Raw genomic sequence first — 14,331 nt, 5'->3', positions numbered from 1 at the left:
AAAATTTTATTGTTGTTTAAATTCAGACCAAATTAAATCATAAGTTTTAGCCGCATCACCTAAGTCCTTAAAATGTTCCCCTTTTTTGAAATTTTCATCTGGAATAAATACAGCTTTATTATTTAAATATTCCTTTGACATAAACTGTTTAGCTGCAAGGTTAGTATTAATATATTCATTAGATGTAGTAGCTGCGTTACTTATTTCTCCATCCAACATAAAGTTTATAAATTGTTCTGCATTTTTCTTATGTGGCGCTTTTACTGGTATTACAAAGTTATCCTCTTCTATATTCATTCCTTCTTCAGGATATACTATTTTAAATTTAGGATTTGCTCTTACAGCTGCTGATGCTTGTGAACCATACATAAATCCTATACTAGTATCGCCACTTATAAGACTATTATGTGGTGTATCTGCATCAAAAACTTTTACATTAGGTCTTAGTTTCTTTAATTCTGCTTTTGCTTGATCTAGCTTAGCCTTATCAGTTTCATTCATTGAATATCCTAACTTTTTAAGAGTCATACCTATTACTATTCTTGAATCATCTACAAGTACCATAGAACCTTTAAGTTCTGGATTCCATAAATCTTTATAACCCTTAATGTCAGTTTTTATTTTATCTGGATTGTAAACAATCATTTGAGTACCTAATGTATAAGGTATGGAATATTTATTTCCTTTATCGTATTCCTGATTTAAATATTTAGTATCTACATTTTTGTAGTTAGCTATGTTTGCTTTATCTATAGGCTGCATTAATACATCTTTTTGTTTTCCCATAACTTCAACAATATAGTCACTGCAAATAACTACATCATATTGTGATCCTTTAACAGCTTGGAGCTTAGCAAGCATTTCCTCATTAGTCGAGAAATTAGTATAGTTTACTTTAATTCCTGTTTTCTTTTCAAATTTTTTTACAACATCATCTGGCACATAATTTGCCCAAGTAAATATATTCACTACTTTTTCTTCACTTGCCTTTTGCGTGTTACTAGATGTAGTAGTTGATTTTGAGCATCCTGAAAATGCAAATGTTGATAATACTGCTACAAGCAGTAAACTTAAAATTTTTGATAATTTTTTGTACATAAAACCCAATCCCCCTCTAAATATAATTAATTTAAATTTTTATCCTGTCTTTTAAATCTTATACCTTGTGAAACAATAATGAGGATAAATATAAAAATTAGCATTATTGTACATAGTGCATTAATTTCTGGAGACAATCCAAACTTTAACATTGAAAAAATCTTAATTGGTAAAGTGGTGCTTTCTGACCCTGATACAAAGAAATTTATAATTACATCGTCAAATGATAATGCAAACGCCAGCATGGCACCTGAAAGTATGCCTGGTAATATAAGTGGCAAAATTATGCTGGTAAATACTTTAAACCTGTTTGCACCTAAATCCATAGCAGCATCCTCAATAGAACTATCAAATCCTGCAAATCTTGCTCTTACTACAATAAGCACAAATGGAATACAAAAGGTAGCATGTGATAAAACTAAAGTGGTTATTCCAAAAGGTACATTAAGCTGTGAAAAATATATTAATAGTGATATTCCCATAATAATTTCAGGTATTACTATGACTATATTAAGAAGCATATCAACTATACTTTTCCCTCTAAACTTATATTTATATAAGCCTATGGCACCTAAAGTTCCTATTACTGAAGAAATTATTGTGCTAGACACCGCAATTATAATACTATTTTTAAAAGCAATCATTACATTTGTATCATCAAATAATTTTTCATACCAATCAAGGGTAAATCCAGCCCATATTGCATTACTTTTTGACGCATTAAAGGAATAAACTATTACTACAAATATTGGAACATATAAAAATAAAAATATTAAAGCAGTATATAAAACTGAAATCCAATTAAAAACTTTTTTATTCATTAGAAAACCTCCACATCTACTTTTTTACCGGTAAGTTTCCTACAAATACCTATAAGAATTAATGCAACAATAATAAGGACAATTGAAAGTGCTGCACCAAAAGGCCAATCTCTTGAAACTAAAAATTGATTCCTTATAAGGTTTCCAATTAACATAATATTACTGCCGCCCATTAAATCAGGTATGAAGAACAACCCCAAAGATGGTATAAATACCAATATACATCCTGCAATAATTCCCGGCATAGTAAGTGGCAAAGTAACAGTAGTAAATGTTTTTAAACTATTTGCTCCTAAATCCTTTGCTGCCTCCACAAGAGATTTATCCACTTTTTCAATAGAATTATAAAGTGGAAGAACCATAAATGGAAACAAGGTATAAACCATTCCTATTAGAACTGCTCCATAGGTATAAAGTAATTTTAAAGGCTCTTTAATCAATCCTAAATTTAAAAATATATGGTTAATGAGTCCTTCCGTACTAAGTAGTGCCATCCAAGCATAAGTCCTTATAAGTGAATTTGTCCAAAATGGAATTATTATCATCATAAGTGCAAATATACGAAGTTTCTTTGGTGTTTTTGAAAGAAAATATGCAAAAGGATATCCAAACAAAAATGTTAAAAAAGTAGTTATAGCAGCTATCCCCAAAGAATCAAAAAAAACTTTAAAATATAGAGGCTTTATCATTCTTTTATAATTTTCAAAGGAAAAGACAAAATTTATTCCACCTTCTGCACCTCTTTGCATAAAACTTATAACTACAACATAAGTTAAGGGTATGGCCACAAGTAATATCATCCATAAGGATATTGGAAAAATCAAAGTAAACTTATAAAAATCTATTTTTTTACTTTTTACTGTTTTAGCTTTATCTAAATCTTTATAATTCAGGGCGCTCATAGTGTCACTGCCTCCCCTTGAATTGCTTCTTCTATATTTTCACCTTCATGTCCTATGAATACTAAATCTTTTTGATCCCAATATAAGAATACTTCCTTTCCAACTTCAGGAACACTTAAGCTTTTTTCATAGTCACTTACTATTATCTCCTTATCATTTGGTAAGACTACTATAAATTTAAGAGCAGCTCCCATGTAATTATGTTCTTTTACAATTCCTTTTATATTAAAATTATTTACTGGATTCGTTGAGCACTTTATTTTTTCTGGTCGTAAAGAAATGACTTGGATATCTCCCATTTTTAAATTTCTATTCTCAACAATTAGATTTGACTCTCCTATATTTAGTACTGCTTTATTCCCACAGACTTTTTCTACCACAGCATCAAATATATTTGATTCTCCTATGAAATCTGCAACAAATCTAGTTTTAGGTCTTTCATAAATTTCTTCTGGGTTACCTACTTGCTCTATAATTCCCTCATTCATAACAACAATACGATCCGACATATTAAGCGCTTCCTCTTGATCATGAGTTACATATATAAAGGTTATACCTAGCTTCTTCTGTAGCCTTTTTAGTTCAACCTGCATCTGCTTTCTAAGTTTTAAGTCTAATGCTCCTAATGGTTCATCTAAAAGAAGCACTTTAGGATTATTAATTAATGCTCTTGCAATTGCAACTCTTTGCTTTTGTCCTCCACTTAAATACTTTGGCATTTTCTTTTCATAGCCTTCAAGCTGCACTAAATTCAACATTTTTTAACCTTTATAGATATTTGTAATTTATTCACCTTCTTAATTTTTAATCCATATGCAATATTCTCGTATACATTCATATGAGGAAAAAGTGCATAGTTTTGAAATACTGTATTTATATTAAGTTCATATGGTTGTTTGTTTTCAACATGTTCTCCTTCTAAAAGTATATTTCCTTCTGTAGGATTTTCAAATCCACCAATCATTCTTAACGTAGTAGTTTTTCCACATCCACTAGGACCTAATATGGTTAAAAATTCCCCCTCATCAATATCCAAAGACAAATCCTTTACTACCTTTTGTTCATCGAATTTCTTTGCTACATTTACTAATTTAAGAATCGCTTTTGACATATTTTCATACCCCCTTTTACATTAAATGATTCTTTTACCAAATAAAACTTATGCCAAAAACTCCTATCTCACTTCAGAGACAGAAGTTTGCTTCTACTTCTTCTTATTATCGTAATTCAGAGTATTTTTGTCTGATATGTTCTAATTATAATTACTATAATTTCATATGTCAATACCTTTTATGGTTATACTTTCATACTACCAGACACAATTTTATATAATGCTTTCACAAATAAAATACAATATTGGAGTACAATTTTATAAAATATTGTGTTATAATAAATCTCAAAACGCAGAAAATTAGCAAAATTATAATGAAAACTAAGAGGTGATAACTGTGCCAATAAAATTAAATGATGATTTACCAGCATTTGAAATTTTAGATAATGAAAATATATTTGTAATGCCTGAACATAGGGCTTTTCACCAAGATATTAGGCCTTTAAAAATTGCTATTTTAAATCTTATGCCTACTAAAATTACCACTGAAGTTCAATTATTAAGGCTTATTGGTAATACATCATTACAAATAGAAATAGAATTATTACATCCTAAAACACATGTTTCTAAAAATATTTCAGAAGAATATCTTACAACCTTTTACAAAACCTTTGATGAGGTTAAGCATCAAAAATTTGACGGCTTAATTATTACAGGTGCTCCTATAGAAGAAATGGAATTTGAGGAAGTTAACTATTGGGAGGAACTTAAAGAAATAATGGATTGGAGTGTTCACAATGTATATTCAACTTTGCATATATGTTGGGGAGCTCAAGCAGGTTTGTACCACCATTATAAAGTACCTAAACATAAACTTGAAAAAAAGATGTTTGGAGTATTTTCTCATAAAATTATTGGTAAAAAAGTTGAACTATTGAGAGGTTTTGACGATGAGTTTTTTGTACCTCATTCCAGACATACAGAAGTTAGAAGAGAAGATATAGAAAAAGTCCCTGATTTAAATATATTAGCTGAATCAAAAGAATCTGGTGTGTACATGGTCACAGCCAAAAAAGGAAGACAAATTTTTGTAACTGGACACTCTGAATATGATCCTTTAACATTAAAATCTGAATATGATAGAGACATTAATAAAGGTCTTGATATAGAAGTTCCTAGAAACTATTTTCCACAAGATGATCCTACAAAGGATCCTATAGTAAAATGGAGAGGACACGCTAACCTATTATATTCAAATTGGTTAAACTATTACGTTTATCAAGAAACACCTTACAATTTAAATGAATTAGAATAAAATTTATATAGAAAAAGAGAGTACTAACTGAAGGTTGGTACTCTTAAAATTGGTTAATATTCACTTAAAGTATCCGCATCTTTTTTTTATACGCAATGATCTATCTGCAATATAACCATCCAAATCCTTCTTTCCTTTTTTCTTAGCTTTTTGATATCGAAGTGCAAGTAATTTGAACTGTTCTAGACTTAAACGAACTTCCAATATTATCACCTCAAGATTATTATAACATTTTTATTGGTATTAGAGGTTATGATAATGTAAATTTTTTATATAAATAATTCTTTTTTTTAAATCTTTTTAATTGTAAGTTTCTTTAGAAGCTTCTACTATACTTAAAACTAAATTTTTATTCAATTAGTTTCTTTCATTAATTTCATGAAGACTTCTACCTTTAGTTTCAATTGCTGCAAAAGCAATAACCACCGCTACTACTGCAAATACTATAGTAATCATAGTAAATACATAAACAAATCCAGCCTGTTTTCCTTTACTTTGATATACTAATCCCACTATATAAGGAGCAGCAATAGCACCAATACGTCCAACTGCAGCTGCTGAACCTACTCCTCTTCCTCTAACCCTTGTAGGATAAACTTCTGGTGTATAAGCATATACTGCACCCCAAGCTCCAAGGCTGAAAAAATAAAGCAAACAACCATAAATAATTACGTTATTAACAGATGCTGCTTGGCTAAATAGGTATGCTGCAACAGCAGTTCCTGATAGATAGCTTACTAACACTGCCTTGCGCCCAATACTTTCTATTAAATAAGCCGCACTATAATAACCAGGTAATTGAGCAATACTCATAATTAATGTAAATTCAAATCCTTTCACTAAACTAAATCCTTTACCCATAAGAAGTGTAGGTGTCCATAGTACAAAACCATAATATCCAAAGTTAATACCAAGCCATAGAGTCCATAGTACAAAAGTACGTCTAATATAATCTTTGGACCACAGTTCTGAAAGTGTGATATTTTTTTTCTTTTTTATCTTATTACTTATAGTAGATTTATTACTAGTTATTCCTGCTTGCTGTTCCATTTTATTTACAATTTCATTGGCTTCCTCAAAATATCCTTTTTGTTCTAAATATCTTGGAGATTCTGGAATGCCTTTTCTAAGATAAGCTGCATACAATGCTGGCACTCCTCCTAAAAGGAAACCAATACGCCATCCATAAACTGGAATTAGTAAGTAAGCAATTAAAGAAGCAACAATCCATCCCCAAGCCCAAAAGCTCTCAAGTAAGACAACCATACGTCCCCTGGATTTAGCAGGTGAAAACTCACTGACTAAAGTAGATGCTGCTGGTAATTCTCCCCCTAATCCCAATCCAGTTAAAAATCTTAATAATATTAATATACTAAAATTAGCTGCAAATCCTGATACAGCACTTGCTACTCCATACAACACAAGAGTAAATGTAACTACAGTCTTTCTACCCCACTTATCAGCGGCCATACCTGCAACAGCTGCTCCAATAGCCATGCCAACTGCTGAAGCACTGCCCAGCATACCTAAATCAGCAGGGGTAAGTTTCCATTCTCTTCCTATAGCTGCCATAACCCCTGCCACCATTCCCTGATCCATAGCATCAAACAGCCAACCTATGCCAGTTAAAAAAAGCACTTTCCAAAGCATTGGCGTAACCGGCAATCTTTCTATTCTTTGTGAAATAGTAACCATTAATTTATCCCACCTTCTGTGTTAGTATATACATTTTTTAATTTTCCCAAGGTTAAACCTTTTTATGCTTTTTACTAAATTACCTATCAATACATCATTTTTTTAAATAATTTTTCACAAAGTTACATTTTTCATTGCAAATAAAAAGGAGCTATAATGCTCCTAATCAAACTTAAATTTTATTATTATTTATGTAATTAATTTACCTGCTAAAAACCACAAACCCATTTTCAGGCAACTTATTTATAAAGGGTGCAATTTTACTGATCTTCTCTATTCCATAACTTTTCAATAACTTATCTTGTTCTTTTTCACTTTCTGGAACTTTACCCAAATTCTTTAGTTGATTGTTCTTTACAGTAAACAAGTTACCGCCGCTTTGAAATAAGAATTTCTCTTTCATAAAATAACATCTCCTTCCATATATATAATTATTCTACATAGGCTAATAAAAATCCTTCTAGATCTTGTTAATTTTTTAACTATTTTATTTTTTATTGGTAACCGTTTGTATTACCTAGTTTCACTATTATCATAACCAGATATTTTAAATATATTATTTCACTGGAATTTCTCATTCATTATTCATAAATGGTTTAAAAAATATCAAAACACAAACTGCAGGTATTATATCTAGTCTTGAACCAGTTTATGATATTCTCTTTGCTACTTTTTTATTACTATAAATAAAAAAGCCTTGGAAGAATCATACAAATCCTCTCAAGGCTTGATATCATTTTAGCGGGAATATGTGGGAATCGAACCCACCTATCGTGGTCTTAGCAACAGAGATTATCAGCTAACTTCCAATCCCTATTACCCAAACAAATTGTTAACAATCTGTTTACGTCCCTCGGAGACAATGTTATTATATATTAAAAGCTTGACGGGCATGGTTCTAACCCATTTGTGAGGAAAGTTTTGCGAATTTGCTATATTTAATTGGATATTTCTTTTCTTATTTCTTCAACTTTTTCTACTGCTATTTCTGTAGCTTCAGCTACCTGTTTAATGCTTATTCCCATTTTTAATAGATTTTTTGCTACTTTTATTGCTTTTTCAGTTTCTCCTTTTTCTATACCTTTTTCTATACCTTCTTCTATGCCTTTTTCTCTAGCTGATTTTATTCTAATCAATTGGTCACGGACTTCTGCTTCTCTTGCTTCATATGCCATTCTTGCTTTTTCATCTTTACTTATTATTTGCAATATATCATAAGCTTTCTTTATATCATTATTCTTCTTAGCAAGCATTTCCATCACCCCTTTCGATTTTGCATCTATGAATTCCATCCACTGTACTATAGCTTCATTTTCATCTTTTACTATTTCTTTATCAAGCAACTTTGGTAGTTCTACAAAGTGCACTTCTAGTATATCTGTCAGTTTGTGTCCTGTTTCATCTTCCGCAAGATGATAAGTTGTGTGTATTTTCTTTACTGGTATACATTCAAAGTCCAATATGTTTATTGTTATACATTTCTTTAGCTTATCATAAGTATCTCCTGGATTGATTTGCATTGTATACATTTTAGCCCAGTAGAACATGGTTCTTTCTGGCATAAACTCCGTTGGTAGTATTTGTATTTCTATGTCTATTTGCTTTTCTTCTTTTGTTTTAACTCTTACATCTAGTCTATTATAGAAGTTCCATCACATCTAGTTTATCCTTTTGTGATGTGTTAATGTAGAAGTTTGATGTTATCTGAATGAATGTCCTGCCAGCTTGGGAGTGGTGGTGAGTTCCACTCCATTTTTCAAGAATCGTGTACAGAAATTGTGACGAAACTTGTTTGGATAGAATATTAGCATCAAAGATTGTCAGCTAACTTCCAATCTCTGTTACCCAAACAAATTGTTAATAATCTGTTTACGTATCCCTAGGACAATGTTATTATAAAACACTAAATAAGTTCCTTATATTAAAAAAATCAAAATATATGCTATCTTGTTTAGCCAACACCAATGAAATCCTAAGCATTCTTTTTCTCTCTAATATCATGGTATGTAACTTTATTGTCCATTCGTGTTAACATATGTGTTTCTTTACTTTTCATGAACAAAGGAACAGATTCTTCAACAGTACTTGCGTTCTCTAGTCCAAACCAACGAACTGGTGATCCTGTGTAATTATTAATATTGTATTTTAATCTCATAAAGGTACGGTCAATTCCTGAAATGTCACTATCAGGAGCTAAAGTTTTTCGGATGAGAACAAACATAAAATCACCTACATTTTTTTCATCATACAAAGAGTAAACTTGAGATTGTGGCTTTATTTCGCCACTTTTCATGAGATCGTGAATAATCTGTCTCATATAGACGTTGATACGCTGATCCACTTTAAATCCCAATTTTAGTTGAACTTTGAAGCAGAAATCTGTGCCAAAATTTTGAACCCTATATTCCCTTGTGTAAGGTTTATCTGCAACTTCTATATGAATGAACCAATAGATTTGTGCCCGCTTTGGACGTTTGTCTAAAATGGAATACAACACATCTCTTTCAAGATGATTCATATTTCCATTGCTTGTTAAATATACGAGGTTACAGGCAGTATAAGGAATAGTAGTATCTTCTCTTAATTGCCTTAATTGATTCACAAAACGATTGGCTGGGAAAAGTTTAGATTGCTTTTGCTCAATTTGGTATCCTTTATGCCAGGTAAGCATTACAGTAAATAAAGCTAGAGCCAGTAGAACAGCTACATATCCACCATGCATAAATTTTGTTGCACTGGACAATAAAAAAGAAGTTTCTAATGCACCAAAAAATACAAGGAAAGGAACAGAAAAAATATTTGGTACACTTTTGCTGCGTAAATATTGGAAAAGTAAAAGTGTGGTCATGAGCATCGTTGCTGTAATTGCTAATCCATAAGCAGCTTCCATTCTTCCTGAGGATTTAAAGAACAATACTACTCCAATGCATGAAATCCAAAGGAGGTTATTGACCTTAGGAATGTATATTTGCCCTTTCATTTCAGATGGATATTGAATTTGCAAGTGAGGCATCAAACCTAAATGGATTGCTTCTGAAACGAGAGTAAAGGAACCAGTGATAAGTGCTTGTGAAGCAATAATCGCAGCCAATGTACTTAAAATTACTGCAAAAAGTTGTAAAGAATTTGGCATCATAGAGAAAAATGGATTCAATTCAGTTACAGGGTAATTTTGTGGATGTAATCGTGCTTGCATCAACCAAGCTCCTTGTCCTAAATAATTAAGAATTAAGCAGACTTTAACATAAGGCCAACTACCATAGATGTTTAGCTTACCAACATGACCCATATCAGAATATAAAGCTTCTGCTCCTGTAGTTGCCAAAAAAACACTACCTAATATCATAAAGCCAGCTTTATTATAGGAACTAAAAAGTAATTGAATACCTCGAAGCGGATTTAGAGCTAACAGTACATGTGGATTGAATCTAATGGATAATATGCCAATAACTCCAAGGAATGCAAACCAAAGGGCCATTATAGGTCCAAATGCTTTTCCAATCAAACTAGTTCCTGAACGTTGTACAAGAAATAAAGAACTAATAATAACAATAGTGATTAATAGAATTGTTCCTTGCCCTTCTCCTATAAAATCTGAAAGCAATGGAATACCACGCAAGCCTTCAATTGCTGAAGTAACTGTAACAGCAGGAGTAAGAACGCCATCTGCTAATAATGCTGCACCTCCAATGATTGCAGGAATTACAAGCCATTTTGCACGTTTCATTACCAGTGAATATAAGGAAAATATGCCACCTTCTCCATGATTATCTGCCTGCATAGCAACCATGACATATTTCACAGTTGTTAATAGAGTCACTGTCCAAATAATTAAAGAAAGTGCACCAATAATAAAATTATCATCTAATGTGGCAAGTCCACCATTTCCAGAGACAATTGCTTTCATTACATATAGTGGTGATGTACCAATATCACCATACACAATACCCAGTGCTATCAAAACATATTCAAAGCGTAAAGGGATCTGTTTCTGTTTATCTTTTATAAGTTTTTTCATAATCTCCTCCAATATAAATCAGTTTACCAATACTTACTACTTGCACCAATTTTTGCAACTATATCAATTGCTATGATTTTTCAAGTTTTTTGTTGCATGATTGTTTAAAATACTTTTTAAGAAAATTTAATATTGATTAAGTACATAATGTTTTCATTTGTATCTCTCCTATTTTACATTTTATTATACTTTATCTTACAATTTTCAACTGTATATATGAAAATTATAGTATACTTGTAATATTACTACAACAAAAATTCAGTAAATTGTTTTTCACTCGCTCACCCATAATTTATAAAATCAGAACATAGACTAGGTAAGGAACCATAACCTCCTGAGGAGAATAAAACTGATTTAATCAAAGGCCAAAAGCAGAAAATTCCTATATAATAACAAAATACTTAAATCTATTTTAATGTAAGCTTTGACTCTTCTTCACTATACTCTCCATCACAATCTAATATACCAATCTCCATCTTAATTGTTACCTTATCCTTTGATATATCATCAAATTCTATGCAATATCCATCACCAGTGTCCTCTATACTTTGAACTCCTATACCTGTGCTGGTATATAAATGTGAAAGCATACTAAATACCTGTTTTTTATCATCACCTTTAATATAGACATGAAGCTTTCCATTCTTTCTCTCTACATTGTAGATTTCAGCTTTCTTTCCATTTATAAATGTGATTTTCTTTGTATAAATTACGCCTTTTTTTTCTTCTTTTGGAACATCGTCCAGTTCTTTTTCTAATTTATCACAGTACGCTATATTTTCTTCCTTTGTCATATTCTTAAATATATCATCTTTTATTTCTTTTTTAGTATGCTTTACAACTGAAATGTTATTACAATCTTTAATAGTATTGTAATTTATATTCTCTACAAAGGTATAAAAATTGTCATTCTTTCCACTTCCTCCTCCAAATATAGGATAAATCTTATTATCTATCTTGAGGTAAAAACCGTCCATCCATTTGTTACTGCTAATAATAGCACCAAAGGGATTGGCTTCAATATGCTTAATATTTATTCCTATATTCTTAGACATAGTTACCTGTTTCTCAATGTCTTCCTTAAAGTTTTTTGAAAAGTCTCCCTTTATATCCCATACTAATGGTTTATTAAAAGCATCACTAGTAGCTTCTATTTTAAAGTTTAACTTACTTGGATACTCCTTATCTGTTTCAGGAAAATTAAGAACCTTAAGTTCTGTATTTTCATCAATACTTCTTGAACCCCCAAAGGAACCTGTTTTTAACACTTTATCATTAATTTTATATCCAAAGAACACTAAAGGTTTCTTTGATTTTGACCACTTATCACCATACTCTGTCTTTAAAGCCACCTTTATAACATGTTTTGTTACTACAATATTTTCTAAAGTAACCTTTACACCATTCTCTTCATGAGTCTTACCTATGTAAGCAGAACTTGGTAAATACTCTGGTTTAAATCCTAGACCTACATATATTTTATCAAATACAGGTAATACCTTTGCTACTACACTGCTTCCATTATAAAATAGCACTGTTGCTATTACTACTGAAGCTGCTATAGCTCCTAAACCACTTCTTTTTAACTTACTTTTTCTTTTTATAATCTTTTTTCTTAAACTCTTTTTTATATTTTCTTTTTCTTCCTTGGAAAAACTTATTTTTATAGAATTGTATTCTGATAAATCTACGTGTTCTAAATCTACATTCATAAAATCATTCTGCATCATAATTTACCTCCCATAAATACATGTTTTAGCTTTTTCCTAATTCTCAAAAGCCTATTGCTTATGGCACTTTTATTTATTCCTAAGTTAGCGCTTATTTCATCTAAACTCTCTTCTTTTAAATAACGTCTAACAATTATTTCTTTACTGTTTTCATCTAGCATTTCTAGATTAGACTTTAAAGCTTCTCCCTGTAACTTCTTATGTACTTCTTCAAAAACATTATCACAAGTACTATAAGCTAAATCTTCTTTTAATTCTAAGCTATTACTATGTCTTTTTTCTCTTCTTAGTATATCTATTGCTTGTCTTTTAGTTATAACTGCAAACCATTTACCAAAATCTTCACTACTTCCCTTAAAAAAAGCTATGTTATCCCAAGCCTTAAGTAAAACATCATTAGTACATTCTTCACTAAGCTCTCTATTATTTAAAACACTAAAACTAACCTTTAATCCTAAATCAGAATAGTTGTCCACTAAATAATCTAGGGCTTTTAAATCTTTGCACTTTAGTCCTTCAATAAAATTGTCTTTATTTATCATCTTATACATCCTTTCTAAAGGTACCTTCATCTATATAAACGTAGATAGTCATAAAATCTATCGGATAAAACTTAGCATATGTAATTTAAAATTTGTTACTTTTCTAATTATACTACTATAAATAAAAACAAAAAAAGAAGGCTAACCACAATCAATTTGTAAGTTTTCCTTCTTTAATTACCTCAAATATATACATATATTATATTAGCAACAGAGATTGTCAGCTAACTTCCAATCTTTATAAGGGGTCAGACCACTTACAAAAATCGGAACGGTTGTTGTTGCTACTCTATTTAAAAAATATAATTGTGATAATTCCTTCTATCAAATGTATCCATAGTATCCTTAATAGCTTGTTTTACTTATATGGTCATATATATATATCATGTATATATATGTATTTCTATATTTCACATATCTCTATACAATAATAAGGATATATAGGATACGCTACAGCTAATCCCTTATATTTACTAACTTTCAGCCGTATCCTTAACCGTATCCATGCTGTATTTTATGGATACAGTTAAGGATACATGGATACTCTATCAAAAATTCTATTAATAGCTACTTATGCATACTATATTTTCTTTAAGGATACGTTATTATAAATGCTCTTTGCAATCCGTTAGCAACAGAGATTGAAACGATTTTTGTTGCTACAGTTTCTTTTAAAACAACATTCCCCTCAATTATCTTTTATGCTTGTTAGCTAATTTTATTATAATGAAAACAATTTTCAAAATCAATAGTTTATTTACAATTTATTGCATTTTATCTTTATAATTACTTTTCAATAAATATAAAAAGCAAGGTCATTCATGTTTTTATGCAGAAAATGTACAAAATTTTCTAAAACTATTTGTAATACTATGAAGTATCTATCATTTAAAGAATTTGCTACATAAATTGATCTATACTGATCTTAATAAACTAAATGATTTAATGCTTACATGTTTTGATAATATTGATAATCATGAATCTGTGAAACTTAGTCATTAAATAGAATATAATTTTCCACTAATTGACTAATGGATATATTACAAATGCCTTCCTCTTTGTAACCTGAACTTCCACAGTAACATAATACTTTATTACCAGTTTTAAATGATAATACCTAATTTTTAATTTCATTTAATACATTTAATATTTTTTATAA

10 protein-coding genes and 2 pseudogenes are annotated in these 14,331 nt (G+C 30.4%); 1 reads left to right on the top strand and 11 read right to left on the bottom strand.

Annotation, left to right across the window (positions count from 1 at the left end):
- Positions 1–6 precede the first annotated feature (6 nt).
- From EG57_RS0200360 to EG57_RS25100, 4 genes and pseudogenes are all read right to left on the bottom strand, one after another.
- Positions 7–1,098, bottom strand: a complete 1,092-nt coding sequence (locus EG57_RS0200360; protein WP_032075342.1) for a polyamine ABC transporter substrate-binding protein — start codon at positions 1,096–1,098, stop codon at positions 7–9.
- Between the two features lie 26 nt (positions 1,099–1,124).
- Positions 1,125–1,919, bottom strand: a complete 795-nt coding sequence (locus EG57_RS0200355) for an ABC transporter permease (RefSeq protein WP_032075341.1) — start codon at positions 1,917–1,919, stop codon at positions 1,125–1,127.
- A complete protein-coding gene (locus EG57_RS0200350; RefSeq protein ID WP_052037697.1) occupies positions 1,919–2,821 on the bottom strand; it encodes an ABC transporter permease in 903 nt (300 codons plus the stop codon). The genes EG57_RS0200355 and EG57_RS0200350 overlap by 1 nt, the downstream gene beginning before the upstream one ends.
- A pseudogene (locus EG57_RS25100) lies at positions 2,818–3,932 on the bottom strand (ABC transporter ATP-binding protein). The gene EG57_RS0200350 and the pseudogene EG57_RS25100 overlap by 4 nt, the downstream one beginning before the upstream one ends.
- A gap of 337 nt (positions 3,933–4,269) precedes the next feature.
- Here EG57_RS25100 and metA point away from each other — a divergent pair.
- A complete protein-coding gene (metA, locus tag EG57_RS0200340) occupies positions 4,270–5,187 on the top strand; it encodes a homoserine O-acetyltransferase MetA (protein ID WP_029163303.1) in 918 nt (305 codons plus the stop codon).
- 60 nt (positions 5,188–5,247) lie between these two features.
- Here metA and EG57_RS26460 read toward each other — a convergent pair whose 3' ends face one another.
- From EG57_RS26460 to EG57_RS0200310, 7 genes and pseudogenes are all read right to left on the bottom strand, one after another.
- Positions 5,248–5,391, bottom strand: a complete 144-nt coding sequence (locus EG57_RS26460) for a hypothetical protein (protein WP_007063910.1) — start codon at positions 5,389–5,391, stop codon at positions 5,248–5,250.
- Between the two features lie 153 nt (positions 5,392–5,544).
- Entirely contained in the window at positions 5,545–6,882 is a 1,338-nt protein-coding gene (locus EG57_RS0200335) for an MFS transporter (RefSeq protein WP_032075340.1), read from the bottom strand.
- 202 nt (positions 6,883–7,084) lie between these two features.
- Positions 7,085–7,285, bottom strand: coding sequence for a hypothetical protein (locus EG57_RS0200330; RefSeq protein WP_007063912.1), 201 nt, complete (start codon positions 7,283–7,285; stop codon positions 7,085–7,087).
- A gap of 535 nt (positions 7,286–7,820) precedes the next feature.
- A pseudogene (locus EG57_RS0200325) lies at positions 7,821–8,507 on the bottom strand (Rpn family recombination-promoting nuclease/putative transposase); the annotation flags it as partial.
- A gap of 347 nt (positions 8,508–8,854) precedes the next feature.
- Entirely contained in the window at positions 8,855–10,900 is a 2,046-nt protein-coding gene (locus EG57_RS0200320) for a KUP/HAK/KT family potassium transporter (RefSeq protein WP_032075339.1), read from the bottom strand.
- 407 nt (positions 10,901–11,307) lie between these two features.
- Positions 11,308–12,630 (bottom strand): DUF4179 domain-containing protein, encoded by a 1,323-nt coding sequence (locus EG57_RS0200315; protein ID WP_242859776.1) that lies wholly within the window; start codon positions 12,628–12,630, stop codon positions 11,308–11,310.
- Positions 12,627–13,172, bottom strand: a complete 546-nt coding sequence (locus EG57_RS0200310; RefSeq protein WP_032075338.1) for a sigma-70 family RNA polymerase sigma factor — start codon at positions 13,170–13,172, stop codon at positions 12,627–12,629. The genes EG57_RS0200315 and EG57_RS0200310 overlap by 4 nt, the downstream gene beginning before the upstream one ends.
- Positions 13,173–14,331: the final 1,159 nt, after the last annotated feature.

The sequence above is a fragment of the Clostridium drakei genome, assembly GCF_000633595.2.
GTDB lineage: Bacteria > Bacillota > Clostridia > Clostridiales > Clostridiaceae > Clostridium_AM > Clostridium_AM drakei.
The sequence above is the reverse complement of the archived record's forward strand: the minus strand, read 5'-3'. Positions and strand labels throughout refer to the sequence as shown.

Bases quoted from the DNA above. Each gene is read 5' to 3' on its own strand.
- EG57_RS0200360 (WP_032075342.1), bottom strand. From the start codon at position 1,098: ATGTACAAAAAATTATCAAAAATTTTAAGTTTACTGCTTGTAGCAGTA.
- EG57_RS0200355 (WP_032075341.1), bottom strand. From the start codon at position 1,919: ATGAATAAAAAAGTTTTTAATTGGATTTCAGTTTTATATACTGCTTTA.
- EG57_RS0200350 (WP_052037697.1), bottom strand. From the start codon at position 2,821: ATGAGCGCCCTGAATTATAAAGATTTAGATAAAGCTAAAACAGTAAAA.
- EG57_RS0200335 (WP_032075340.1), bottom strand. From the start codon at position 6,882: ATGGTTACTATTTCACAAAGAATAGAAAGATTGCCGGTTACGCCAATG.
- EG57_RS0200330 (WP_007063912.1), bottom strand. From the start codon at position 7,285: ATGAAAGAGAAATTCTTATTTCAAAGCGGCGGTAACTTGTTTACTGTA.
- EG57_RS0200320 (WP_032075339.1), bottom strand. From the start codon at position 10,900: ATGAAAAAACTTATAAAAGATAAACAGAAACAGATCCCTTTACGCTTT.
- EG57_RS0200315 (WP_242859776.1), bottom strand. From the start codon at position 12,630: ATGATGCAGAATGATTTTATGAATGTAGATTTAGAACACGTAGATTTA.
- EG57_RS0200310 (WP_032075338.1), bottom strand. From the start codon at position 13,172: ATGATAAATAAAGACAATTTTATTGAAGGACTAAAGTGCAAAGATTTA.